We start from the raw sequence: 24,695 nt of genomic DNA on the forward strand, positions 1-24,695 counted from the left end.
ACGACAGCAATCGCACGCGCCGTCAGCACGACGAGCTGACAGACTCACGGTGTGCCCGAAATCGATTTCGCCTCGGTAGCCCCGATCATTCCCGTTCGAGATCTCGACATCGCCTTGGACCGTTACCGCCGACTCGGGTTCGACGCCCGCAGCTATGAAGGCCCGGAGCGCTACGGCTTCGTCGACCGCGGTTCGGTGTCGATGCATCTCAGTGAGTGGGCCGAACACGATCCGCTGCGCACGGCATCCAGCGTGTATTTCTATGTCAGCGACGCCGACGCCCTTTACGAGCAGTGGGCTGCGCTGCAGGATCTCGAGGGCCGCTTAGTGGAGCCAGTCGACACGGATTACGGCTTAAGGGAATTCGCCTACGTCGATCCCGACGGGACCTTACACAGGATCGGTTCTCGGCGACGCTGATCGCGCGTCGACCGACGTATCGGTGGCCGGGGCTGCGGCGGCCTGGCTCTGTGCCAGCGCCACTGCCGCGGCGATCATCACCGCGACCGACACCCCGAGCGCAACCATGCCGACATGGTTGGTGCTCAACGTTTCGCCCAGCACGGTCACGCCGAGCACCGAGCCGACGATAGGCTCGGCGACCGTCACCGCGGGCAGCGAGGCGGTCAGCGGGCCGGCCCGAAACGCCGACTGCTCCCAGGCCGTCGCGGCGACCCCCAGCACCGCCCACACGTACAACTCGGGGGTTCGCAACAACTCCGGAATGCCGCGGCCGAGTTGGTCGACCACGCCCTTGGTCAGCACCGAGAAAAGGCCCCACAACGCCCCCGACATGAGCCCCAGCAGCAGCGCGCTGAGCCAACCCGAGGAGAAGCGAGCGGCGATCACACACACGATCAGGGCTGGGCCCAGGATCAAGGCCACGATCGTCCATGTCTTGATGGACCCGCGGGGAGTGCCGGCCTGCGGGTTGCCGACGGTCACCACCACTGCGACGGCAGCAACGAGGAAGAGGGCCCAAATAGCTTGCCAGCGTGAAATTTTGCGGTGATTCGCCGTGCTGCTGATGATCAGCGCGAACAGCAGCGAAGTCACCGACAGCGCCTGCACTAGAACCACCGACCCCAGGCCGAGCGCAGCGGCCTGCAGCCCGAACCCGGCGGCGGCCACGAGACTGCCTAGCCACCAACGGCGGTCGCGCAGCAGCCGATGGAATAGCGCCGGGGTGCTGACCGGTTTGTCGGTGACCTGCCGAGCGGATCGCTGTTCTAGGACGTCTCCGATACCGATCATCAGGGCGGCCGCCAGTGCGAGCAGCACCGCGAGTCCGGTGGTTTTCATCGAACGCTCCGATCAGCTGTTGCGCATGATCTTCAACGCGGTGGTGATCATCGGAATCTGAAGCGGCAGACGGGCGAAGGCGGCGATGCGCATCGGCCACGGCTTGTTCCACCACAACCGGCACATGTTGACATTGGCCGGGAACACCCCGATGAACAGCAGGACCGCGGCCAGCGCGGCAAACCGCCGGGTCTGTCGCGGCACCAGCAAGGCGCCGGTGGCGATCTCGGCGACACCCGATGCGTAGGTGTAGAAGCGCGGATCTCCCGGCAGCTCGACGGGGACGATTGTGTCGAACGGTTTGGGGGCGAGGAAATGCACGGTGCCGATGCTCATCAACATCGCGGCGACACGGTATGCGGCGGTCTGGGCCTCACGCTGGGCTACGGAGTTGGTCGTCATGGACTCATTGTGCTCACGCCCGGCGAACGCCGAGTTATCGGGTGGAAAGTGTCAACAGTCGCCCAGCATCTCGACGTTCGGCCCGCCAGGCGCGATCACACCCGGTCGGCGTCGGTGAATCGGATGACACCGCGGATGTTGCGCCCGTCAAGCATGTCGCGATAGCCGTCGTTGACCTGCTCGAGGCGGTATTCGCGGGTCACCATGTCGTCGAGGTTGATCTGACCGAGTTTGTAGAGCTCAAGAATCGCCGGGATGTCGTGTTGTGGGTTGCCGCCACCAAAGATGCTGCCCTGCAGGCTTTTCTGGAGCAGCGATAGCCCGGCAAGATTGAGCGTGACGTCGGTGTCCATCACGTTGCCCATCGCGGTGAGGCAGCACACGCCGCCCTTGGCCGTCAGGCCCATCCAGGATTCGACTTCGCCGCCCTCGGTGCGGCCGACGGTGACGATCACCTTGTGGCACATGAAGCCGCGCGTTGCCTCCGCGATGCGACCGAAGGCGCCAACGACATCGGCGAAAGCCTCTGTGGCGCCGAACTTCAACGCCTGCTCACGCTTCCACTCAACCGGGTCGATCGCGAATATCCTTCGGGCGCCGGCGATTCGGGCGCCTTGCAACGCCGCGATACCGACACCGCCGATTCCGATGACCGCGACGTCCTCACCGGCTTTGACCGCCGCGCTGCGCACCGCCGAGCCAAAGCCGGTGGTCACGCCGCACCCCACCAGGCAGGCGACTTCGAACGGGATCGTCGGGTCGACCTTGACCACCGAGGTGTGATGCACCACCACGTAGGGCGAGAAGGTCCCCAGCAGCGACATCGGCAGGACGTTGTGTCCTTTGGCCGTCACCCGAAAGGATCCATCGGATACCGATTGGCCCGACAGCAGGCCCATGCCGAGGTCGCACAGGTTGCGCAGCCCGGTCTGACACGGCGTACATGTCCCACACGACGGGATGAACGACATCACCACGTGGTCACCGACGGCCAGGTTCTCGACGCCTTCGCCGATCTCGATGATGATTCCGGCGCCCTCATGGCCGCCCAGGACAGGAAAACTCGGGATCGGGAAGTCGCCGGTCAACAGATGTTGGTCGGAATGACACAGGCCGGCCGTCTCGAGCGCAACGGTCACCTCGCCGCGGCGGGGATCGCCGATCTCGATCTCATCGATCGACCACGGCTCGTTCAATTCCCAGACCAGCGCACCTTTGGTCTTCAACGGTCGGCCTCCGTCTTTTACGCGAAACGCTTAATTGTTAGCGCCGTCACAGACGCCGGCGTACCGAATTTAGACCATTACTATTGCCTATACAGTATTTGATACGATTCGCGTCGTCTGACCGCCCACCGCAGCGAGGTTAAGAACATGGGTACACCCGTCATCGTCGGAGCTGTCCGGACGGCCATTGGCCGGTCGTTCAAAGGGACGCTGGTCAACACGCCGCCGGAGACGCTCATCACCGCGGTACTCCCGGAGGCGGTCCGTCGGTCCGGCGTCGACCCATCAGACATCGACGACATCATCTTCGCCGAATCACATTACGGCGGTGGCGATTTAGCCCGTTACGCCGCGACAGCTACCGGTCTCGAGCACGTCCCCGGTCAATCGGTCAACCGCCACTGCGCGGGCAGCCTGACGGCCATCGGCAATGCGTCGGCGCAGATCGGCTCGGGTATGGAGCGGGTGCTGATCGCCGGCGGTGTGCAGTCGCTGTCCATGACGCCGCTGACGAACTGGCGCATCCCGGGACCTGAGCTGAAGTTCGAGGAGCGGTGGATGCCGCCGACGCACGTCGAGACGCCCGATGCGCCCGCCAAGGACATGTCGATCACCGTGGGTTGGAACACCGCGCAGAGCGTCGGCATCACCCGCGAGGAGATGGACGCCTGGGCGGCCCGATCACACCAGCGCGCCGTCGCGGCCCAGGACGCCGGGAAGTTCGCCGACGAGATCCTGCCGCTGAAGATCACCCAGTTTGACGGCTCGGTCACCGAGTTCGCCGTCGACGAGCACCCGCGTCGTGACACCACCATCGAGAAGCTTGCCGGCCTGAAGGTGCTGCACCCGGAGATCGAAGGCTTCTCGATCACCGCGGGCAACAGCAGCGGCACCAACGATGCCGCCGCGGCCGTCGCGCTTGTCGACAGCGACTACGCCAAAGCCAACAAGCTCAACGTGATGGGCACGGTAAAGGCGTGGGCGGCTGCGGGTGTGGCGCCCCGGGACTGCGGTCTGGGCGCGGTGAAGGTCATCGGAAAGGTGCTGCAGCGGGCCGGCTTGTCGCCGTCGGATGTGACGCTGTGGGAGATCAACGAGGCGTTCGCCTCGGTGCCGATCGCGGCGTGCCGGGAGTACGGCCTCGACGAGGAGAAGGTGAACTTCTCCGGTAGTGGCTGCAGCCTTGGCCACCCCATCGCCGCCTCGGGTGCGCGCATGGTCACGACGCTGGTCTACGAGTTGGCTCGCCGCGGTGGCGGTATCGGTGTTGCCGCGATGTGCGCCGGCGGTGGCCAGGGCGGTGCCGTCGTCGTCGAGGTCTGAGCGAGTTTTCGCTTGCCGAACGTGCTCTTCCGCACGTGCTGTGTGCCTCGGAGCCGGGATGTTCAGTTGCAGAACGTGTAGCCGATGAACTCGGTCTGGCGGGTATCGCTGGGCGAATAGTTGACGAAGTGCACCGCGGGCATCCCTTTGTATTGAGTGTCGATCGGTTGCGCGTTGGGCGGCGGGACGTCCTTGGGGAATGCCAGGATCATGTCGCTGAAGATCTTGAGGCCGGCCACGCAGATGGCATCCGGACGTGGCTTCTGCGCATTCCATGCATGAACGACAACCGGTTCGGTGAGCTGGGTGCCGGTGGCGCAATTCGGATCACACAACTTGAAAACGGCGGTTCCGGTCCCGTCAGCGCCCTGCGGCCCCCAGGAGCTCCATGACATGTCTTGCAGCGCAACGGCAACGCTCGCGCATCCCAGGACATTGAGCTTTTTCGGACGTGCGCTCGGCTGGACCGACAGGTTGTAGCAGCCCGGCAGGGCGTAGCTGTCCGGCGGGGCGGGTGGTTGGCTGGTGGACTGGGCCGTAGTGCTGTGCTGACCCTGGCTCAATTTCACGACAGCGAAGATCAGCACACCCACCAGTAGAAGGGCCACGACGATGCCGATCGCCGTTAGCCGCCCCCGCGGAATGTGCCGCAACCCGCCCGCTGGAGAGACGTTGCCGCTCACGTTCTCCAGGTTATGTCAGATGCCGATGGCGGGTGCCGCCTGCGGCAGGCCACCTGGCACGGTAAATTTGGTCAACGCTACCAACATAGGGAAGTATGGAGCTCTCGCGACGGGTTAGGAGTAACCGATGAACGACCACGCACTGGCTGCGCGCTTGGCCACCGAGGCGGGGCAGCTGTTGCTCGGGGTGCGCGAGGAATTCGCCGACGCCGACGCCAGCGAGCGGAAAGCGGCGGGGGACAAGCGATCCCATGATTTTCTGATGCAAGCACTCGGCGCGGAGCGGCCCCAGGATGCGGTGTTGTCCGAAGAGGGCGCCGACGACCCGGTGCGGCTGCGCTCGCAGCGGGTGTGGATCGTCGACCCGCTGGACGGCACGCGGGAATTCTCCGAGCTCGGACGCGACGACTGGGCGGTGCACGTCGCGCTCTGGCAGGCCGGCGAGCTGGTCGCCGGCGCCGTGGCGCTGCCGGCTCAGGGTGTCACGCTGGCGACCCCCGACGTTGCCGCTCCGCCGGCCGCCCCGGCCCAGCCGCGCGTCGTCGTATCCCGGACTCGTCCACCGGCTATCGCGTTGGCGGTCCGCGACGCGTTGGACGGCACACTGGTCGAAATGGGTTCTGCCGGAGCCAAAGTCGCGTCGGTCATCCAGGGGCTGTCGGATGTCTATGTCCACGCCGGTGGACAATTCGAGTGGGACTCGGCCGCCCCCGTCGCGGTGGCGCGTGCGGCCGGCTTGCACACCTCCCGCATCGACGGGTCGACGCTGCTCTACAACCAGGCCGACCCGAAGTTGCCGGATGTGCTGGTCTGTCGCCCCGAGCTCGCGGAAGCGGTCCTGGCCGTCACCGGTTAACGCCGCCGAACTGATTCAGCCCCAAGTGATTTCGACTGAGGCCGATTACTGCGCTGCGCTGTCCAGCGGCCAACGAGGTGCTACCCGCGGGTTCGCCTGCGGCGCCGACGGCCTTTGGCCTCTTCGGTCCACTCCTTTTCGACGCGCCCGATCTCCAGCGACAGTTGCATCAGAGTCGGGTTGTCGCAGTGGACTTCGTGGGCGGTGCGAAACTTGGCCGCTTCGCCGGTGGTCGGCAGGTGCGGCCGCAAGCCCTCGAACCACTCGTCGCCGACGACGTTGGGCGGCTCGTCGACCCGAGGTCCGCAGGACCACTGTCGGTAGGCATCTCGAGCCCCGGCCAAGCCGCTGCGCCACTGCTGGATCGCTTCGCATCGCTGCGAATGTATCTGGCACCGCATCTGATGCTTGTTGGTGCCGCTTACCGCCATGCCGGGAAGCAGGTGGTCGACGGTCGACTTAGCGATGCCCGCGAAGCCCATGGCCGAAGCGCCCACAACCGTGCCCATCAGGCCCATCGTCATCATGTCCATTGGCTGATCGTTGCACTCGCGGACCCCCGACAAAAGAACACTCGGCGGTCGATCAGGTCCGCAGGGTCGTCATGCGCGGATTCGTGCGATTAGCCAGGCGACCGGCTCACAGCAAGGGCTTCTGCCAGGCCAGGACACGCTCGGCCAGCTCGGGCCCGCTGTCTTCCTGGATGAAGTGGCTGGCCCGGATGCGGGCGTGCGGCTGGCCGGCGGCACCGGGGACATGCTTGATCAGGGGGCGGTCTGCCTGCCCCAGGATCGGGTCGCGAGCTCCGAAGATGGTGAGGAAGGGTTTCTCCCATCGGCCCAGCGCATCCCAGGCCGCGCGATTGGCCGGAACCGCCGGATCATCGGGTGAGGTCGGCACCAACTGCGGAAAAGCCCGGGCCCCGGCTTGATACGTCTTGTCCGGAAAGGGGGCGTCATAGCCGGCCCGCACCTTGGGCGGGACCCTGCGGACTGTGCCCGCCGCGACGATGCGACCGGCGGGCAGCACGGGGGAGTAGCGTGCGAAAGCCCGCCACGCCAGAAATCCCGGCGAGGGCTTGCGCTGGGCGGCGGGCAGAAAGCCGTTGGCCACGACGATCCGCGCGATCCGCTCGCCCTGCTCGGCGGCGATGCGCAGACCGATCAGCGATCCCCAGTCCTGGACGAACAGGGTGACTTCCTTCAGGCGGAGACGCTCGAACCACGCCGTCACCCACTCGACATGGCGCAGGTAGGTGTAATCCTCGATCCGGCTGGGCTTGTCGGAGCGGCCAAAGCCGATCAGGTCGGGCGCGAGCACCCGATTTCCCGCGTCAACCAGCGGCGGAATCATCGTGCGGTACAGGTAGCTCCAGGTGGGCTCGCCGTGCAGCAGCACAATCGGCGGGCCGTCGGCCGGCCCCTCGTCGAGAAAGTGCATGCGCACCGGCGGAGTATCGCTTGCCGTCACGTCAATGTAATTCGCTACGAACGGATAGCCTTCCAAGTTTTCGAATCGGGAGTCCGGGGTTCGCAGCACATCCATATTCAGCTCCTCCGGTGAACGGGCACCCCTGCTAGCCTCTCTCCGCTAAGCCACTTCGTCCAGTACGAAATTTCATTGGGGGAGAACCGGGCAGGCCACTAAACTAGCGAATTTATGGCCGGCCGGCGCGGCTTCTGCTGATCGCGGACCTCAGCAATACGCGCTAGGGGATTGCAACCGGGTGCCTGCGTCGGAGCGTGTGCTGATAACAGACGTAGTCATCGACGTGTCCCGCCGTTGACACCTGGCCCGTCCGGACGCCCAGGCGCCAAGGCGAAATTCGAGCGGAAGTCGTTGCCGTCCGCAATTTGGGGCCCCGAGGCCGAAGAAATTCGCATACAGCCGAAAGCAGTTGTCGCGCAGCGTTACTGGTTGTCGTCGAGGGCACGGCCCATGCGGGAAACGGCCTCGGTGAGAATTGCTTGCGAGGTAGCGAAATTTAGCCGCACATGGCCGGCTCCGCCGCTACCGAACACATGGCCGGAGCTGAGCGCGACACGGGCGTGGTCAAGAAACCAGCGAGCCGGCCCGGACAGGTCGGCCACCACCGCGAGGCCGTTGTCGGCCTCTTCGGTAAAGCCGAGACGCCGGCAATCGAGCCAGGCCAGGTAAGTGCCCTGTGTGCCTTGATATTTCACTTCTGGAAGGTGTTCGGCGACCAGGTCGCCCAGTAACGTCCGGTTGGCGTCCAGGCCCCGCAGCAGCGCGTCGAGCCACTCGTCGCCGGTCCGGAAGGCTTCCGCGTGCGCGATGACGCCCAGGTGGCTCGGCCCGTGGCTGACCTCTTCCGGCATCCGCTGCAGATCCGCCGCCGCTTCCGGCCCCGCGATGGCCAGTGCCGCCTTGAGTCCCGACAGGTTCCACGCCTTCGAGGCGGAGGTCAGGGCGAACGCGTCTTCGGCGCCCGGAACACTCAGGTACGGCGTGAAGTGCGATCCCGCCAGGACCACCGGCGCGTGAATCTCATCTGCGACCACCCGCACCCGCGATCGCCGGGCGCAGTCGGCCACCCCGCGCAACTCATCGACGGTGTGTACTGTGCCCGTCGGATTGTGGGGATTGCACAGCAAATACGCGACCTTGCGGCCCGACGCCCGCGCCCGAATAAACGCCTCCTCCAACACGTCCAACGCAATTCGGCCCGCAGGATCGAGCGGCGCCTCGATCACCTGCCGGCCCGAGTGCGACACGAACGCGTAAAACGGCGCATACACCGGCGGATTGACGACGACCGCATCGCCCGGGTCGGTGATAAGCCGCAGTGTCTCAACGATTCCGAGCATGACGTCTGGGACGATCGTCGTACGGCTGACCTCGAGGTCGTGCCATTGCCAACGCCGCGAAGCGAATTCAGCGACGGCCTCGGCGAGTGCGGTGCCCGACGGATAGCCGGTATCGCCGATGTCAATCGCCGTGCGCAGGGCATCGGCGACGGTTGGTGGCAGCGTGACGTCCATCTCGGCAACCCACAGCGGCAGGACATCGGCGGGATGCGCGCGCCATTTCATGCTGGTGCGCAGCCGCAGTTGCTCCAGCGTGAGTTCCTCGAGTGGATTGACCGTCATTCCCGCCAGACTAAGCCGCGGGTGCCGCGTGCCGACTCAACCGGTCACAAACGCGCCCTTGGGGATCGTCAACGGCAAGTCGACCGAACTCAACAGTCCCGGCTCGGCGGCAACGACATAGGGCACGGCATTGACGACGCGCATGGCGGTGGCGACCATGGCGCCCGCTCCGGACGTCATGCCCCCGACGCCGGCTTGTCGCGGATCCTTCAGCGTCGCCGCGAGCGTGCAGTCGATATCGGGATCACCGCTGATCTGGACGCGGTAGGACAGGTCGCCGATGCCTTCCGGCCAGTCCGGGGCGACGTCGTGCGCGAGCCGCGTGACGTGCTCGATGATGATGGCTTCGCGACCGTCGACGATCCCGGTGGCTCGCATGCGCAGCGCGCCGCAGGTTCCCGCCTCGACGGTACCCATCGCGACCTCCAGCGTCCGGTTGGTGACCGCGCGGTCGAAATGCTCACGGAATTCCTGGACTTCGACTCCCAGCGCGTCGGCGATCAACCGGATCTGCCCCTGCCATTCGCCGGCGATCGCGCCCGGGAAGCCGATCCACGGTTGGTAGTCGAGCGGCCGGCCGAAGCCCAACGCGTCGCTCATGATGTCGGGCACGCCGTAGTCGTCGTACAGGCCGATCTCCCACGCGTGAATCTTGTCGATGGACGACGACTGCGTGGACAACACCAACGGCAGATAGTCGGCGGCGAAGCCCGGCTCGATTCCCGAGGCGTAGAGCGACACCTGGCCCTGCTTGGCCGCGGCGACCAGTTGGTCGCGCCACTCGGCGGGTTCGTAGGCGTGCGGATTGACCAGGCGCGTCGTGCTGGTCGTGACCACGTTGATTCCGGCCTCGAGCAGTCGGACGTAGTCGGGGATGGCCAGGGCGTCGCGTTCGGGGCCACTGGCCGCGTAGATCACGCAATCCGGCTTGAGAGCGATCAGCGCATCGGCGTCGGTGGTGGCCGTCAGGCCGATCGGCTCACCGTTGGCGAGTTCGCCGGCGTCCTTGCCGTCTTTCTCCGGGGAGTGCACCCACACCCCCACCAGATCAAGATTCGGGCGACGCTGGATGGCGTGAATCGCGATCGAACCGATTCCGCCGGTCGCCCACACCACTACGCGCTGAGCCGTCATGTTGCTCCTCCTCAGATCCGTGCGCAATGAAAGCTGAGGCGGCCGTTGCCCTTACGGCGACGGGTAACCCAACGTTCGAATCGGAAGCTAACAGCCGGGGCCCGCAGGGTCAAGGGTTTAAGAGAGTGCGTACTATCCTAAAGAACAAATCTTAGGTTAATGTCCGGGGTGAGGGTCGACCGGCGTGTTGCTCGCTGTCGAACGCGCCGCGGCCGCCGTGCGGACTTTCGGACCAACCGGGCAGCGAGAGTGAATATGACGACGCTCTGGCGGCGTGTCGCGTCGCAGGATTCACACTCGGCGTAGACCACGCTGCCGCTTTACGCCTTCGACCGAACGTGTAACGTGCATCACAACGATTAGGCCATCTAGGAGTCAGCCTTGTACACACTGCGCTTCGACATGCGCGACCCGCAGTGGGCCGCGCCCCCAGCGGATCTCTACGCCGCGGCGCCCGAGATGTGCGCGTGGGCCGAGGATCACGGTGGTCTGGCCGCCGTGCTCTGCGAGCACCACGGCTCCGACGATGGCTACCTGCCGTCCCCGTTCCTGCTGGCCTCAGCGGTGGCTTCGCGAACGCAGCGGCTGGCGCTGAGCCTGATTCTGATCCTGCCGTTCTATGAAACCGTGCGCCTGGCCGAGGACATGGCGGTGCTCGACATCATCAGCAACGGGCGGGCGTCGTACATCCTGGCGCTGGGTTACCGGCCCGAGGAATTCGAGCACTTCGGCGTGCCGATCAAGAAGCGCGGCCGCGTCTGCGACGAGAAGCTGTCGCTGCTACGGCGGCTGCTGGCCGGTGAAACGGTCGAGGAAGACGGACGGCGCATCACGGTGACGCCGCGGCCGCTCACCGCCGGCGGCCCGGGATTGATGTGGGGCGGTGGGACGGTGGCCGCGGCCCGTCGTGCCGGCCGATACGGCTTGGGCATGCTCGGCAATGCGAACGAACCCGGCATGCAAGAGGCCTACGAGCAGGCCTGCCGTGAGCACGGCCATCAGCCCGGTCCGACGATGTTTCCCGACCGCAACACCCCCTCGGTCGTTTTCGTCGCCGACGATCTGGACCGGGCGTGGAAGGAGATCGGGGAGCATCTGCTGCACGACGTGCAGACCTATGCGGCGTGGAATCCCGGGGACGAGACGACGGCGGGCTTCTCGCATGTGAAGACGGTCGACGAGCTGCGCGCCAAGCCCACGTCGCACGTCATTATCTCTGTGCCGGAAGCAATTTCGCGGGTCCGTGCCGGTCAGGTGCTCAACTTGTCGCCGTTGTGTGGCGGGTTGGCGCCCGACATTGCGTGGCGGTATCTCAAACGGGTGGGCGAAGAGGTGCTGCCCGAGGCGCTGGGCTGACGGCTACGCGCTTACTTGGGTTGGTTGGGTACGCCCGGGTAGAGCTGCTCGGTCGGGCCCGCGGTCACATAGCCGCCCAGCTTCGTAATGAGATGGGGCGCAAAGACCGCGCCGTACACGAGGTGTCCGACGACGACGGCGGCCACGATGGACAGCGCCGCGGACTGCCCCCGGCTCTTCGATCTCTTGTCGGCCCACATATCGATGATGTTGCGTCCTTGTTCATCGGTGCGGCCGAGCAGATAGGTGAAGACCATCATCTGGATGCCCATCGCGAGCGAGTCGTACAGCGGGTATTGGTGCTTGGTCCCCTCGAAGATCGCCAGGCCCGGGATCACATAGCCGTAGTAGAAATTTCCGAGCTGGGCTCCGGTGAACCCGTTGAAGAACAGTGCCCAGCAGAACCCGACGACGAGACCGACCACCAGAAGGGTAATAGGCTTGCGCCAGTTGAACTTTGCGCTCAGCCAGCGGCCCAGGGCCGCCGCGGTGACGGCGGGAATGATGAAGTAGGAGACGTAGCCGATCGGCACCGCCAACGGCAACCCACCCCACGTCACGTTCAGTGGCCACCACGAAGGCATGCGGGGCAGCGCCGGCGGAAACTGCGCGTACATCGCCCAGTCGTAGGGTGACTCGATCCACGAGAACGAGATCGCCGAAATGCCGAGCAACAACAGCGGATGGATGCGGCCGCGACGGTAGCTCAGATAGCTGCCGATCACCAGGAAGGTGACGCTGGCCGCGTACGAAAAGTACTGAGCCCCAGCCATCACCGGCGTCATCTCGGTGTTCACTGGCGGCCCTTTTCGCCGGGCGCGCGCCGGGCTTCGGGATCGAAGCGCAGCACCAGCCCGAAAATCAGGATGATCAGGCCGAACAGCGTGCCGAGCATGATGACAGCGCCCATGGTGACCCCTTCGATGATGCGCATCTTTAAGGTAGTGGATACTATCCTATCTAGGTAGTGGATACTATCCCGAGGCGTGAAATACGGAGGAGTGGACATCGGTGCCCCAGCGAGCGACTAAGCAGCCGATACCGGCCACGGTGGGGCGTCGGCCCCGGGGAGAGCCGCGCAGGCTGTTGCTCGACGCCGCCCGGACACTTTTCGCCGGCCAGGACTATCGCAGCACCACAACGCGCGAAATCGCTCAGGCCGCCGGAGTCACCGAGCACCTGCTGTTCCGCAATTTCGGCTCGAAGGCGGCGCTGTTCCGCGAGGCGCTCGTCGTGCCCTTCGTGAGCTTCGTCGACGAATTCGGCAAGACCTGGCAGTCGGTGGTCCCCGAGGAGACCGACGAGCACGAGTTGACTCGGCTTTTCGTATCGCAGCTCTACGACGTGTTCGTCGAACACCAGGGTCTGCTGCTGACGCTGATGGCAGCCGACAATCTCAGTGAACAGGAAAAGGCCGACGCCGGCATCGCCGAGATCCGCGGGGCGGTCTCGGTGCTCGGCCAAATCAGTGTCGAGGGAATGCAATTGCGCGGGTTACGGTCCGACCATCCCGACTTGCCAGCCCACTCAACGGTTTCGATGATCGCGGGGATGGCCGCCCTGCGTTCGACCTACTTCGGGGACACGCCGCCGCCGCGCGAGGTGATCGTAGAGGAACTCGTTCAAGCGCTCTTGCACGGCTTCTTGCACCGCAACGACTGAGTTAGGAATCCGACTATGACAAGCGCCAATGCCGTCGAGTTGTATTACGACCCATTCGATGTCGAGATCGACTCGAACCCGTATCCGGTGTGGAAGCGCATGCGTGAAGAAGCGCCGCTGTACTACAACGAAAAGTACAACTTCTACGCGCTGAGCCGGTACGACGACGTGGTCCGCGAACTGCCGAACTGGGAGACGTACCGCTCCGGTCGGGGCACCACCGCCGATATCTTGTTCGCCAATATCGAAGTGCCGCCGGGCATTCTGCTGTTCGAAGATCCTCCGCTGCATGATCTGCACCGCAAGCTGCTGTCCCGTGTTTTCACGCCCAGGCGAATGTTGGCCGTGGAGTCGATGGTGCGTGGATTCTGTATCCGTGAGCTGGACCCCCTGGTCGGGGGGACCGGGTTCGATTTCATCGCGGACCTCGGCGCGATGATGCCGATGCGAACCATCGGCTATCTCTTGGGCATCCCCGAAGCGGATCAAGAGAAGATCCGCGACCGCAGCGTCGCCAACATCGAATTATCCAAGGACAATGACCCCGCCGCAATCGATGCGAATGTCTTCGCGAATTCCATCGCGCTGTTCGCCGAGTACATCGAATGGCGGGCTAGTCATCCCTCCGATGACCTGATGACCGAACTGCTGCGCGCCGAGATCGATGAGCCGGACGGGACGCGGCGACCGCTATCACGGACCGAGGTGCTGGCGTATACCGCGATGATCGCGGGCGCCGGCAACGAAACCACCGCCCGCTTAATCGGTTTCATGGGACAGCTGTTGTCGGATCACCCTGATCAACGCCATGAGCTCGTCGCGGACCCGGCGCTGATCCCCGGCGCGATCGAGGAGACACTGCGCTACGAGCCGCCGTCTCCGGTGCAGGCTCGCTATGTCGCGCGCGATGCCGAGCATTATGGTCGTGTGGTTCCCGAGGGGTCGTTCATGCTGCTGTTGAATGCATCGGCCAACCGCGACGAAAATCACTTCACGGATCCGGATCGCTACGACATCCACCGCCGCGGAAGCCATCTCAGCTTCGGGCAGGGTCTGCATTTCTGCTTGGGCTCGGCGCTGGCCAGGTTGGAAGCGCGGGTGGCCTTCGAAGAGGTCCTCAAGCGCTGGCCCGACTGGGAAGTCGACTACGCGAACGCTCAACGGGCGCATACGGCGAGCGTGCGAGGCTGGGCCCGCTTGCCCGTCGTCGTGGGGTAAAGCGATCGCGAAGCTAGCGTCACGTTCGAAACAGGTTGCGCTGCAACGTCTAGAGAATGCTTTGATCCACCAGCACGGCACCGTCGGGCTGGTTCCCGAGGGTGTGCAGCGCAATGTCCTCTTCTTGGACCGTCAGCAGGACAATCTGAGCCAATTGCCGGGCAGCGTCGCATTGCACGTAGTGATCGGCGCCCGGCACCACCCAGTAGCGATTGCGTCCGGGCTTGGCTTTGAGATACGTCTGCCATACGTAGTTCGGGACGCGCAGCGGCGCGACGTTGTCGTGCAGTCCCCACACCACGGTGGTGTTCACGTGGCTGGCGGAAAGTGCTTCCAGCCAATTGGTTTCGTCGGCGGCACGCTCGTTGAGATATTGGATGGTGTCCGGCAGCACCCGGATCCCGTCGTTATGGGCAAAGCACTTGGCCAGTGCCTCGATTTCGGGGTCGGTCAATTTCCTTCTCGGCATGAAGGTGCTTGCCCCCATGCCGGCCGCCAGCGTCTCCGGTGTGGTTGCCGCCGCGGTGGCTCGCCCCGTTTCAGGATCGAGCAGCGCGGTTTGGAACAGGGTCAGATTCGCCAGCGGGAGGTAGATGTTGGCGTTGGTCAAGATGAGGTCCAGCGGGGCCACCGGCGGGTCCAGCGCCGCCAACATGCCCAGCGCGATCATGCCGACACTGCTGCCGCGATCATGGGTGAGCATGCGAAATTCGGTCAGCTGCCACACTTCGGTGATCGCATGCACCAGTAGACGAGCGTCGTCGTACAACGAATAGACGTACGGCTCCGGAGGTTTGTCGGACAGTCCGTAACCCGGAAAGTCCAACAGGTAGATATCGAAGTCGGAGCTCAGCTCGTGCGCCAATTCGAAGTAGTCGATGCTCGACGTCGGAAACCCGTGAACGAGCACGAGCGGCGGTGCCCCAGCCGTGCCGCAGCGCCGACTGAACACCCCCACTTCCTGCCCGTCGTTGGCGGCTGTAGTCGACCGCCACTGAAGTTCGGTCCCGCCCTTTTGCCACTCCGCGAAGATGTCCAAGGTGCCAGCATCTCAGAGGCGATCGTGGTTAGACAACCGATGTTTGGCGAATCGGGTGTTCACGGGCAGGTCAGGTGTATCCCGAATGTGATCTGTCGCATGCCGGTTTGGCCGGGCATGGTCCCCTGGCCGTTGCCGGTGATCGTGTAATTCGGCCCGTCTTTGGTGACCATCACCTGGTTGACGGATTGGGTCGGTTGATAGGGCAGCTGGTACTCGCCGTTTCCGACTTTCAGCGAAATCGAAAAGCCGTCAACGCTTGGCGGCTTTTCGTCCGACAGCGCGAAGGACAGCGACGCCGAATCATCGTGGACGCTGATTCGCGTCGTCAGATCGCCCGATTCCGGCGGCGTTGCGTGCGGCGCCGAGGCCGAGCTGATGCAGCTGACTTTGGAGGTGATCGTGTGGGTGTGCTGGTCCAGCATCAGGATTGTGTTCGACGGAGGTGGACTCGAGCTCGTCGGCGACGCGGGCTTGCTGCCGTTGTTGGAACAGGCCGGCAAGCCGACGGCCAGCACGACCGCGCCGAGCCCGGCAACACCGCGGCTGATTGGCCACCGAGCGTCCGGATTCTTCATCGCAAGTCCTCCTAGAGGTCTTTCTCCGAAGGCGCGCACCGCGCCGTGCCTACCGTAGCCGCGGAGGCGCTGTTCAGCGCGTGCCGGTTCCCCATCGGGCTACGGCCAGGCTTCCCACTGGATCATCGTGCGCAGCGGTCCGGCGAATACGGGGCGTACCGCTTGGGTTCGCCAACGTTCTTCGACGAGCGGTGCGAGGGCCTTTGTTGTGCTCAGCGGATCCTCGTCGAGGTAAACGACCGTGATGTATTGGTGGTCGGTTCGCCATCCCCGGGGTAAATGGCTCCATCCGGTACTCGAACCGAAGGTCCAGGCGCCCGCGGTGCCCGGGGTGGCGAGCAACGCCGGAAAGTGTTCGGCGTGCAGCCATTGCAGCCATTCGTTCGAACGGCCGTCGGTGGGCTCCTCGACGATCAACAGGACGCCGCGGTGCGGCCGAAACGGCACGACCTCCGCGGAAACGAGAACCCGCGGCGCCGAGTGCCACTGCAACAGTCGCAGCCCCGCGATTTGCAGTAACGGCCGCGCGACCGGGAAGCGACCGTTCTCCCGCAGTTCACGGCCGAGCGCCACGAAGTCATCGAATGTTTCTTCGACGGGGTCGCCGACCAGATAGTGCACGACGTTGCCGACCTCGCCCAATGGTCCGGCCGCCGCCAGACGATGGTTGAGGTATTCGCCGTCCGCGATCCAGCGCAATCCATGCACGATGCCGGGGAGTTGATATTGCTCCGGCATGTGGTCGAGCAAATGCCAACGCAGGTAACCGCTTTCGTCGCCTGCCGGGGCGGTGAGGCTGAAAACACCTGCCTTGACTCGGTTCATCCGACGCCGCCCGGGGGATGGAGTTCGGCGAGCGCGTGCAGATTCTCCACGTAGTGCTGCGGCGACGTGTGAGTGAACCAGGTGGTGACGGTGGTGGCGCCGTGGGCGGCGGTGTCGGCGAGTATCTCGCGGGTGCGGTCGGGCTCGTTGATCGGGTCCAGCGGCGCCGGCGGCGGCAGCACCACCTCGAAGTCGGCTGGAAGTTCGAAGCGGCCCAGCCATTCTCGGGCCTGCTGCAACGTCACATTGAAAGGAGCCCATCCGTCGGCCAGGGTGACGGCGCGGCGCAGTGATCGCAACGTGCGTCCACCGATCCAGATGGGGACGTGGGCCTGAACCGCGCACGGGTCGACGACCATGCCGTCGAACGAATAAAACTCGCCGTGGTAGGCAGGTTCTGCAACCGACAGGGACGCCCGTAGCGCTCGCAGCGCGTCGTCGCCGCGCGGTCCGCGGTCCTCGAAAGGGGCGCCGAGAAGATCGAATTCCGCTTTGAGGCTGCCAACGCCGACACCGAGGATGAGCCGGCCGTTGCTGACCTTGTCCAGCGTGCCATAGCGCTTAGCGATTTCGAGCGGGTGGTGGTAGGCGAGGACTAACACGTTGGTGGCCAACCGGATCCGCTGCGTGCGCGCCGCCAGGTAGCCCAACGTCGCCAGCGGATCCCAGTAGCGCATACCCCGACGCTGTTGTTCGACTGCGGGCAGCGCGATGTGCTCGCTGCAGGTCAAATGGTGGTAGCCCAAGCGGTCTGCTGTTTCGGCGATCTGGGCCAGGTCCTCGATCGAAGCGTCTTGCTCCCAGGCCGCGCTGGCGCCGGGGATCGTGATCACGACCGGCGTGGACAGCGACAGCTTTACGGTTGGGGTGCTCATCCCTGCATGTACCCTCCGGCGTCGACGGGGATCGATTGCCCTGTGATGGTTCGGCTCTCGTCACTGGCCAAGAACAACGCCAGATTGGCCACATCGCTGGGCGACGAAATATCGCGCAGCGCGACGTCTTTGAGGGACTTCGCACGCACGGCCTCGACCTCGACACCCCGTTCGTCGGCGGTGCGCTGCAACCAATTGCGATATAGCTCCGTATCGATCGCGCCCGGCACGATGCAGTTGCAGCGGATGCCGTGCGGACCGACTTCGAGGGCAACGGTCTTGGTGAAGGCACGCAGCGATGCCTTTGCCGTGACGTAGTGGGTTTTGCGGACGACGCCGTTATAGCCTGCGGTAGAGGAGAAATTCAGGATGACTCCGCTGCGACGTTGCAGCATCGACTGATTGAGCACTTCGCGGGTGCACAGCATCGCCGCGGTGACATCGATCGCGATGGTGGCATTCCAGTTGTCGAGCGTCTGCTCCCAGATCCAGCGGTCTTGTCCCGGCGCGGCGGCGTTGTTGCAGAGGATGTCGACGTGTCCGAACTCGCCGACCGCGCGTGCCACCATGGCGGCGACGTCCTCCTCGTCGGTGACGTCGGCGCGCATCGCGATCGCGCCGGACCCGGCCGCCGCCGCGGCCTCGCGGACCAGCTCCTCACGCCGCGCGGCGAGCAGTACCCGGGCGCCTTCGCGGACAAACACCGCCCCGAGGACTGGGCCCAGGCCGGTGCTTGCTCCGGTGATAATCGCCACCTTGCCCGCTAACCGGCCCGTCATTGGGCAAATATTACATAGCGGATTCATTGGTTACGGCACCCCGATACCGGGTAAATTCGAACGGTGCTCGAATCACTTTTTAACGACGATCGAAACTGATGGGGGAATGAGGTAGTGGTCGCAACCGGAACTCAGGCCACCGCGCCGTCCGGCGCCCGCCGCGCCTACGGCGGCCTGGATCGCGACGAGGTGGTCGTCGCGCTGCGGGACTTGGCGAAGCGGGTGGGGGTGCAGCGCGTGACCATGCGCGAGCTGGCCGCTGAACTCGGAGCGGCCGTGCCCTCGGTGTACTACCACGTCCCCAGTAAGCAGACCGCGCTCGAGCTCGTTGCCGAGTCCGTACTCGCAGAAATCCCCGTCCCGGAAGGAGGACGATGGGACATCCGGCTGGTCGAGCTTTATTGCGCCGCCAGGGAAATGATCCTCGCAGTCCCCGGTGTCGCGAGCATCCTGCAGACCAGCACCGGGAACGAGCCCGCCCGCCGTCTCGATCGACACAGCCGGGCCCTGCTCACGGAGTCGGGTCTCACCAAAACCGCTGCGGCCGCGGCTCATACAGTTTTGTACACCTACCTGCTGGGCTCGATCGCTCTGGAGGAAACACGCGCCGCCGACGCCACGCCCCGCGTGAAACGCCAGCTGGCCAGCCATTTTCGCGCTGGACTGGATGTCATCGTCGCCGGAATCAAGGCGTCGTCGTAGGTCTGAGATGAGCATTCCCAAGCCGAATGTGGTGGGGTCGCTGGTCGTCGAGAACCAGCAGACCGCCTACGATCGCGATGCCGCCGCGGTACTCGATCCCGATACGTTCGTCGCCGGCGCGCCATTCGACGCGTTGGCCCGGTTGCGGGGCGGCTCACCGGTGCACCCGGTGCAGTTACCCGGTCTGCCCAGGGCGTGGCTGCTCACCAAGCACGCCGATGTGCGACTCGTCAGCCGCGACACCGATACCTTCACCAGCAGCAAGGGCAACACCCTGGTGGAGGTCGAGGCGGCACCCAACTCGGCGCTGCTGCCCGGCATCGACCCGCCACGGCACGTGCTGTACCGCAAGTTGATCAATCAGGGCTTCACCGTCCGCAATGTGCAGCGCCTGGAACCACGCATGCGTAAGGTAGCCCGAGACATCGTCGCCGATATCACCGCCAAGGGTGAATTCGACGCTGTCACAGACATTTCCGCGGAGATGTCGCTACAGGTGATCGCCGACGTGCTCGGCGTTCCCGCCGAAGACCGGATGGAGGTTTTCCGTTGGAGCAACGCCATCGGAAGCCTGGGCATCGAAGATCCCGACTACGCTCCGACTCCGGAAGCCCTCGGGCAGGCCGCTGCCGAAATGTTCTCCTACTGCGGCGAACTGGTGGCCCACCGGCGCAAGTACGGGCTCACCGACGACATCTTGTCGGCGCTGCTGGCCGCGGAGGTCGACGGCGAAAAGCTGAACCGCGACCAGCTGAACGAGTTCTTCCTGCTTCTGGCGATCGCCGGCAATGAAACCACCCGCAATACCCTGAGCCACGGTGTGTTGGCGTTGTCAGAGCACCCGGAGCAGCAGGCCCTGCTTGCCCGTGATCGCGAGGCGGTCAAGCCTGCCGTGGAGGAACTGCTGCGCTGGGCCTCACCGGTCATGCATTTTCGTCGTACCGTCACCCGTGACGTCGAAATCCGTGGCCGGGACATTCCCGCCGGCGATTGGGTATTGCTGCATTACCTGTCGGCCAATCGCGACGAGGACGTGTTCGATCGGGCGAGCGAATTCGACGTCACTCGCCCCGATGCCGGTCACGCTGCGTTCGGTGGCGGGGGAGTGCACTTCTGTCTCGGCGCTCAGCTCGCCCGGCTGGAGTTGCGCGTCATGCTCGAAGAGTTGTATCCGAATGTGCCGGCCCTGACGGTCACCGGGCCGCCCGACCGATTACGCTCGTCGTTCTTTCACGGCATCAAGCGCCTGCCGTGTAGTACGGGGTGCGGCTAGGCCTTCCAGCCACGCGTGAATTCGCACGGCCACCAAGGCCCATTCGGGCTCGACCATCATGTTGTGGCCCATCTTGGGAAAGATCTCTGCCGTGGTGCCGTAGGCCCGTGCGGTCTGATGCACTTCCCGCGGGGTGAAACATCCGTCGTCTTCGGCGCCCAGGACCAACACCGAAGTGTTGACCCGCTCCGGTTTGGGCAGGTTGAGAAACAACATATCGAGGAACCATCTGCCCGCATATTCTTCGGACAGTGGTGCGGTGTAGCGCACCACGTCGGCTTCCGGGGTGTATCGCGAGTAGAACTGTTCGCGAGCTAATTTTGGTGTGGCACCAACACCGTGTAATGACTTGGTAGTCAACAAGGTTCGTGCGGTATGCCACGGATGGCGCCTGCCCAGGCGCAACATGAACCCGGTGACCCCGCTCGGCGGTGCGGAGGCGAGCAACACGGCGGCTGGAGCGGTGTGTGACTCCAGGTACTTCTGGACCACGAACCCGCCCATCGAGTGGCCGACTACGATTGGCGGGGTCGGCAAGCCGTTGGCAACGGATGCGACATCGTCGACGTAATCGGCGATCGAACAGAGCAGATTTCGCTTCGGCTCGGCGCTCCTTCCGTGGCTGCGCAGGCTGACCGCCAGCGACCGATAGCCCTTGTCGGCGAAGAAGTCCAAGAAGTACTCGTCCCAATACCACGCGCCGTGCCAGGCACCGTGGACAAAGAGCACCGGCGGTTTCCCAGAATCGCGGCCCGGTCCCTTTTCAATTACCTCAAGCATGGGCAGACTCCTTTGTCGCGCCCTGAGATTAGCTTCTGGCCAACCGTAACGAGCGAAAAAGGCGATAATGGTGGGTGCCGCCGAACGTGAGGAGTGCCCCGACGTGACGGTGGATTCGCCCGAACAGCGCACGCTGGTCTTGACGGCCTTTCCCGTCGAGGCAGATGAGGTGCTGTCGCACACCGCACTCGACGTCGCCCCCGTGGTCGTGGCCGACCGTCGGCATTTCTATCTCGGCTCGATCGGCGGCAGGAAGGTCATCGTGGCGATGACCGGCATCGGCATGGTCAACGCCACCGAGGCCACCGATACCGCGTTGACCTATTTCTCCAGCATCGTTGGCGCGGTGGTGTTTTCGGGTGTCGCCGGCGGTGCCGGACGGACCGGCATTGCCGATGTGGCCGTACCGGCGCGCTGGACGATGGACAACGGCAAGACATTTCATCCGGTCGATGCCGACATGTTGGCTGCTGCCGAGACCCTGTCCGTCACACTGGAAAGTCCCAAACGGATGCGCCGTGAGCCGCGGCTGCTGATCGGTGGTGACGGCTGCAGCTACGACAACAACAATGGGCGCGCCTTCCCGGGTATCCCGCTCGGTGGCGGGGTGTTCGGCTGTCAACCGCGAAAGGCGCCAGACCGCTCGTTGTTCTACACCGGCAATTTCTTTCGGGCCGCGTGGCCATGGCTGCGGCACGGCCTGATCAGCAACGCGAAGGTCGTTTCGGCGGCGGATCCGGCCTTCGATGCCACCGACAGTGAGACCGCGGCGGCGCAGGCCGTCGCGGACGCGCACGGCGTGCCGTTCCTGGGGATCCGCGGAATGTCGGACGGACCGGGCGATCCACTTCGGTTGCCGGGCTTCCCGTTTCAGTTCTTCGTATACAACCGGGTCGCCGCGGTCAACGCCGCGCGAGTGACGGCGGCGTTTCTGCGGTGCTGGCCGGGCGCCTGATCTATTCGGACCCGCGAGCGACGGGGTGACTCGGATCCGAAGACCACTCGGACCACGACCCCGGGTACAGCGCGGTCTCGCGGCCCATCGCCGCGAGCGCCGCGACCGCGATGGTGGCCGTGACGCCCGAGCCGCAGTAGGCGCCCAACGGGCCGGTGCTGTCGATGCCGCGATCGGACAACTGCTGGGCGAGCGCGTAGTCACCGAGAAACGTGCCGTCGGCGGCGAGCACCGAGCCGCTGGGCAGGTTCCGTGCCCCCGGAATGTGACCCGCGACAGCGTCGACGGGTTCGGAATCGCCCCGATAGCGTTCCGGTGCGCGCGCATCGAGCAGCGTCACCGCGCCCGCGCCGGCTTGCTCGGCGGTCAGGGTAGGCAGCGCTCCGGCATACAAATCCTCGTGGGGCACAGTCACATTCCCCGCCTCCGGGGTGACGTCACCGGTCTGAAGGCTTCGCCCGGCAGCCCGCCATGCGCCCAGTCCACCGTCGAGGATGCGGACGTTCGCGAGTCCGGCCGCGGTCAGCACCCACCACGCGCGCGCCGAACCCGCGCGATTCCAGTCGTCATAGACCACGACCAACGAGTCCTGCTGGATACCCCAGCGGCGTGCGGCGGCCTGCAGGCTTGGTCCCGATGGCAGCGGGTGACGGCCGCGGCCGGACACGCTGTGATCGCTGAGTTCGTCGTCGAGGGACACGTAGACCGCACCCGGGAGGTGGCCGTCCAGGTAGGTCGCCCGGCCGTCGGGTTGGTCGAGCCGCCAACGGACATCCAATATCGTCAGCGGATTACCGCCCTCGATCAGTTCGGCCAGTTCCGTGGCGGTGATCAACACCTGTTCGCGCGCTTCCACGGTCCGCCTCCTCGTCGTCTTCAGCGAGCCTAGCGCTCGGACCGAAAGCGTTTCGTCCCAACAAACAACGGCGTAGCGTCGGCTATCAGCACCCGCCGTCGATGGGAGCCGATATGGGCAACATCTATCGGACAGCGCTCGCGGCAAGCGTCGCGCTCGCTGTCGTGACGGCGATTCCGGCCAACGCGATGCCAAATACCCAGTGCACGCTGGCGACACCGGTGACGGAAGTGCACAGTCTGTCGCAGTTGCCGCCGGAACTCGTCAAACTGTTGCCGCCCATCGCCGACGTCGGCGCGCCGTTCAACAAGACGGATTCGGTGAACGATCCCTCGTTGCCGTTCCGGCGGCTGATCCGCGCCGGCAACCGCGACGCCGACTGGTTCATCTGGTACGAACACGGCGGCGCGGGCTACTTCTGGCAAGCGGTGGTGGCGCGCGTGTTACCGGGTAGCCCGCCGACGGTGATCGCGAATGCCGGAACCATCACCGACACGCTGTGCAGTCTCACCGACGGCGCCTTTGCCGGCCACGTGCCGCCCTATCCAGCGGGCTCGTGGGGTGCGTCCGACTTCTAGGCGGTGTTCTCGGTGTCGTCGTCCGGCCCGCCGATGGCGGGGCCCAACGTCGCGAGCATGCCGGCCGCCGCCCGCTGCCAGGTGAAGTTCTCGGCACGGCGCCGCGCGGAGGTCCGGCGATGGTATTCGGGCAGGCTGATGACCGTGCCGACCGCCCGGGCGATGGCCTCCGGGTGGTTGTCGGCCGACGCTCCGCTGTCCGGGGTGATGATCTCGGTGAGCGCCGAGGTGCGCGAGACCACGGCCGGCGTGCCGCATGCCAGCGATTCCAGCGCGGCCAACCCGAACGTCTCGTGCGGGCCCGGGGCCAGGGTGACATCTGCCGAGGCCAGCAGCCCGGCGACGGTTTCCCGGTTGGAGACGAACCCGGTGAAGTCGATCGGCAGCCCGGTGGCCTGACGCTGCAGCTTGGCCCGCATCGGGCCCTCGCCCATCACGACCAGCCGAGCATCGACGCCGAAATCGCACAGCGCGGCCAGCGCGTCGATGCTGCGGTCGGCCCGCTTCTCCACCGACAACCGGCCGCAGTGGACCAGCAGCAGCTGGTTGGGCGTGGCCCACTGCCGGCGGACCAGCGCAGAGTGCCGACTCGGGTGGAAGGTCTTCAGGTCGACACCCAGTGGCACGGTGACGACGTTCTTGGCGCCGATGCGGTCGAACTCCTCGCGCGCGAATCCGGTAGTGCAGACGACGGTGTCGTAGTCGGCGGCGGTGCGGCCATTGGCAAAGTCGGCGAGGCTGCGCGCGGGTCGCTTCGGAAGTATTTGTCCGGCAAGGCGATCCAGCCGCTCATGGGAGATCATCACGGTCGTGGCGCCGTGTTCGCGGCCCCAGCGGCCCAGTGACCGCAGCGTCAGGCGGTCCGAAACTTCCAGCGCGTCGGGCTGCAGTGCTTCCAGCAGCGCCTTGACCGGACCCGGCATGACGGCGCGGTAACCGCCGGTGAAGGGAATCAGCCAGGCGGGCATAGTGATTCGCACCACACCCGTCGGCAGTAGGGTACGTTCGGCGCGCGACCCGGGAACGACCAGAAAAACTTCATGCCCGTTGGCGCTGTATTCCGCGCCCAATCGGTCCACCGCGGTACGAAGGCCGCCGGACCGTGGGCCATAGAAGTTAGCGACCTGTACAACGCGCATAAGCAGAGGACACGCGGCCGTTGTGTGCGTTCAACGATATGGAC

28 protein-coding genes are annotated in these 24,695 nt (G+C 65.1%); 10 read left to right on the forward strand and 18 right to left on the reverse strand.

The genetic code is table 11. The features are described from left to right. The first annotated feature begins 60 nt into the window (after positions 1-60). The gene (locus ACAG21_RS07485) at positions 61-420 is read left to right on the forward strand and encodes a bleomycin resistance protein (RefSeq protein ID WP_370495494.1); all 360 of its coding nucleotides are present in this window, start codon (positions 61-63) and stop codon (positions 418-420) included. Here ACAG21_RS07485 and ACAG21_RS07490 read toward each other — a convergent pair. From ACAG21_RS07490 to ACAG21_RS07500, 3 genes are all read right to left on the reverse strand, one after another. Next, positions 391-1,302 carry a DMT family transporter gene (locus tag ACAG21_RS07490; RefSeq protein WP_370495309.1) on the reverse strand — a complete coding sequence of 304 codons (912 nt, stop codon included), beginning with the start codon at positions 1,300-1,302 and terminating at the stop codon, positions 391-393. The two genes, ACAG21_RS07485 and ACAG21_RS07490, sit on opposite strands and share 30 nt — an antisense overlap. 12 nt (positions 1,303-1,314) lie before the next feature. Then, positions 1,315-1,704, reverse strand: a complete 390-nt coding sequence (locus tag ACAG21_RS07495; protein WP_370495310.1) for a hypothetical protein — start codon at positions 1,702-1,704, stop codon at positions 1,315-1,317. A 95-nt stretch (positions 1,705-1,799) separates the two neighbouring features. After that, positions 1,800-2,930: an NDMA-dependent alcohol dehydrogenase gene (locus ACAG21_RS07500; RefSeq protein WP_370495311.1), complete on the reverse strand. Its 1,131-nt coding sequence runs from the start codon at positions 2,928-2,930 to the stop codon at positions 1,800-1,802. 147 nt (positions 2,931-3,077) lie between these two features. Here ACAG21_RS07500 and ACAG21_RS07505 point away from each other — a divergent pair, with 147 nt between their 5' ends. Then, positions 3,078-4,253, forward strand: coding sequence for a thiolase family protein (locus ACAG21_RS07505; RefSeq protein ID WP_370495312.1), 1,176 nt, complete (start codon positions 3,078-3,080; stop codon positions 4,251-4,253). Positions 4,254-4,315: 62 nt separating this feature from the next. Here ACAG21_RS07505 and ACAG21_RS07510 read toward each other — a convergent pair whose 3' ends face one another. Continuing rightward, positions 4,316-4,906, reverse strand: a complete 591-nt coding sequence (locus ACAG21_RS07510) for a hypothetical protein (protein ID WP_370495495.1) — start codon at positions 4,904-4,906, stop codon at positions 4,316-4,318. 157 nt (positions 4,907-5,063) lie between these two features. On the opposite strand from ACAG21_RS07510, the gene ACAG21_RS07515 reads away from it, so the two are divergent. Next, a complete protein-coding gene (locus ACAG21_RS07515; RefSeq protein WP_370495313.1) occupies positions 5,064-5,792 on the forward strand; it encodes a 3'(2'),5'-bisphosphate nucleotidase CysQ in 729 nt (242 codons plus the stop codon). Positions 5,793-5,872: 80 nt separating this feature from the next. Here the strand turns inward: ACAG21_RS07515 and ACAG21_RS07520 are convergent, their stop codons facing one another. The 4 genes from ACAG21_RS07520 to ACAG21_RS07535 form a co-directional block, all read right to left on the reverse strand. After that, positions 5,873-6,325, reverse strand: coding sequence for a hypothetical protein (locus tag ACAG21_RS07520; RefSeq protein WP_370495314.1), 453 nt, complete (start codon positions 6,323-6,325; stop codon positions 5,873-5,875). A gap of 106 nt (positions 6,326-6,431) precedes the next feature. After that, on the reverse strand, positions 6,432-7,337 hold the full coding sequence (locus tag ACAG21_RS07525) for a haloalkane dehalogenase (protein ID WP_370495315.1): 906 nt from the start codon (positions 7,335-7,337) through the stop codon (positions 6,432-6,434). 365 nt (positions 7,338-7,702) lie between these two features. Then, positions 7,703-8,902 carry a MalY/PatB family protein gene (locus tag ACAG21_RS07530; protein WP_370495316.1) on the reverse strand — a complete coding sequence of 400 codons (1,200 nt, stop codon included), beginning with the start codon at positions 8,900-8,902 and terminating at the stop codon, positions 7,703-7,705. A gap of 36 nt (positions 8,903-8,938) precedes the next feature. Further along, entirely contained in the window at positions 8,939-10,036 is a 1,098-nt protein-coding gene (locus ACAG21_RS07535) for a dihydrodipicolinate reductase (protein ID WP_370495317.1), read from the reverse strand. Between the two features lie 381 nt (positions 10,037-10,417). On the opposite strand from ACAG21_RS07535, the gene ACAG21_RS07540 reads away from it, so the two are divergent. Beyond that, on the forward strand, positions 10,418-11,392 hold the full coding sequence (locus ACAG21_RS07540) for an LLM class flavin-dependent oxidoreductase (RefSeq protein ID WP_370495318.1): 975 nt from the start codon (positions 10,418-10,420) through the stop codon (positions 11,390-11,392). Between the two features lie 11 nt (positions 11,393-11,403). Here the strand turns inward: ACAG21_RS07540 and ACAG21_RS07545 are convergent, their stop codons facing one another. Both ACAG21_RS07545 and ACAG21_RS07550 read right to left on the reverse strand, forming a co-directional pair. Beyond that, positions 11,404-12,189, reverse strand: a complete 786-nt coding sequence (locus ACAG21_RS07545; RefSeq protein WP_370495319.1) for a spirocyclase AveC family protein — start codon at positions 12,187-12,189, stop codon at positions 11,404-11,406. After that, on the reverse strand, positions 12,186-12,326 hold the full coding sequence (locus tag ACAG21_RS07550; RefSeq protein WP_370495502.1) for a hypothetical protein: 141 nt from the start codon (positions 12,324-12,326) through the stop codon (positions 12,186-12,188). Before ACAG21_RS07550 ends, ACAG21_RS07545 begins: the two co-directional genes overlap by 4 nt. Before the next feature lie 77 nt (positions 12,327-12,403). Between ACAG21_RS07550 and ACAG21_RS07555 the strand changes: the two genes are divergently transcribed. Continuing rightward, positions 12,404-13,054 (forward strand): TetR/AcrR family transcriptional regulator, encoded by a 651-nt coding sequence (locus tag ACAG21_RS07555; protein ID WP_370495320.1) that lies wholly within the window; start codon positions 12,404-12,406, stop codon positions 13,052-13,054. Positions 13,055-13,069: 15 nt separating this feature from the next. Continuing rightward, positions 13,070-14,272, forward strand: a complete 1,203-nt coding sequence (locus ACAG21_RS07560) for a cytochrome P450 (protein WP_370495321.1) — start codon at positions 13,070-13,072, stop codon at positions 14,270-14,272. A 49-nt stretch (positions 14,273-14,321) separates the two neighbouring features. Here ACAG21_RS07560 and ACAG21_RS07565 read toward each other — a convergent pair whose 3' ends face one another. From ACAG21_RS07565 to ACAG21_RS07585, 5 genes are all read right to left on the reverse strand, one after another. Beyond that, positions 14,322-15,311, reverse strand: a complete 990-nt coding sequence (locus tag ACAG21_RS07565) for an alpha/beta fold hydrolase (RefSeq protein ID WP_370495322.1) — start codon at positions 15,309-15,311, stop codon at positions 14,322-14,324. 59 nt (positions 15,312-15,370) lie between these two features. Further along, complete coding sequence (locus ACAG21_RS07570; RefSeq protein WP_370495323.1) at positions 15,371-15,889, reverse strand: lipoprotein LpqH; 519 nt, start codon at positions 15,887-15,889, stop codon at positions 15,371-15,373. 99 nt (positions 15,890-15,988) lie between these two features. Continuing rightward, positions 15,989-16,714, reverse strand: coding sequence for a hypothetical protein (locus ACAG21_RS07575; RefSeq protein WP_370495324.1), 726 nt, complete (start codon positions 16,712-16,714; stop codon positions 15,989-15,991). After that, entirely contained in the window at positions 16,711-17,589 is an 879-nt protein-coding gene (locus ACAG21_RS07580; RefSeq protein WP_370495325.1) for an LLM class F420-dependent oxidoreductase, read from the reverse strand. Before ACAG21_RS07580 ends, ACAG21_RS07575 begins: the two co-directional genes overlap by 4 nt. After that, on the reverse strand, positions 17,586-18,368 hold the full coding sequence (locus tag ACAG21_RS07585) for an SDR family NAD(P)-dependent oxidoreductase (RefSeq protein WP_370495326.1): 783 nt from the start codon (positions 18,366-18,368) through the stop codon (positions 17,586-17,588). Before ACAG21_RS07585 ends, ACAG21_RS07580 begins: the two co-directional genes overlap by 4 nt. A gap of 114 nt (positions 18,369-18,482) precedes the next feature. Between ACAG21_RS07585 and ACAG21_RS07590 the strand changes: the two genes are divergently transcribed. Beyond that, a complete protein-coding gene (locus ACAG21_RS07590) occupies positions 18,483-19,070 on the forward strand; it encodes a TetR/AcrR family transcriptional regulator (RefSeq protein WP_370495327.1) in 588 nt (195 codons plus the stop codon). 7 nt (positions 19,071-19,077) lie between these two features. Next, positions 19,078-20,343, forward strand: coding sequence for a cytochrome P450 (locus ACAG21_RS07595; RefSeq protein ID WP_370495328.1), 1,266 nt, complete (start codon positions 19,078-19,080; stop codon positions 20,341-20,343). On the opposite strand, the gene ACAG21_RS07600 is transcribed toward ACAG21_RS07595, so the two are convergent. Beyond that, complete coding sequence (locus ACAG21_RS07600; RefSeq protein ID WP_370495329.1) at positions 20,284-21,123, reverse strand: alpha/beta hydrolase; 840 nt, start codon at positions 21,121-21,123, stop codon at positions 20,284-20,286. The two genes, ACAG21_RS07595 and ACAG21_RS07600, sit on opposite strands and share 60 nt — an antisense overlap. 70 nt (positions 21,124-21,193) lie before the next feature. Between ACAG21_RS07600 and ACAG21_RS07605 the strand changes: the two genes are divergently transcribed. After that, positions 21,194-22,078 carry a hypothetical protein gene (locus tag ACAG21_RS07605; protein WP_370495330.1) on the forward strand — a complete coding sequence of 295 codons (885 nt, stop codon included), beginning with the start codon at positions 21,194-21,196 and terminating at the stop codon, positions 22,076-22,078. A gap of 1 nt (position 22,079) precedes the next feature. Here ACAG21_RS07605 and ACAG21_RS07610 read toward each other — a convergent pair whose 3' ends face one another. Beyond that, positions 22,080-22,934, reverse strand: coding sequence for a sulfurtransferase (locus ACAG21_RS07610; protein ID WP_370495331.1), 855 nt, complete (start codon positions 22,932-22,934; stop codon positions 22,080-22,082). A gap of 113 nt (positions 22,935-23,047) precedes the next feature. On the opposite strand from ACAG21_RS07610, the gene ACAG21_RS07615 reads away from it, so the two are divergent. Beyond that, entirely contained in the window at positions 23,048-23,512 is a 465-nt protein-coding gene (locus ACAG21_RS07615; protein WP_370495332.1) for a hypothetical protein, read from the forward strand. Here ACAG21_RS07615 and ACAG21_RS07620 read toward each other — a convergent pair. Further along, the gene (locus ACAG21_RS07620; RefSeq protein WP_370495333.1) at positions 23,509-24,651 is read right to left on the reverse strand and encodes a glycosyltransferase; all 1,143 of its coding nucleotides are present in this window, start codon (positions 24,649-24,651) and stop codon (positions 23,509-23,511) included. The genes ACAG21_RS07615 and ACAG21_RS07620 overlap by 4 nt on opposite strands. Positions 24,652-24,695 lie beyond the last annotated feature (44 nt).

Origin of the sequence: Mycobacterium sp. pR1184 (assembly GCF_041287235.1) — a bacterium.
Classification (GTDB): domain Bacteria; phylum Actinomycetota; class Actinomycetes; order Mycobacteriales; family Mycobacteriaceae; genus Mycobacterium.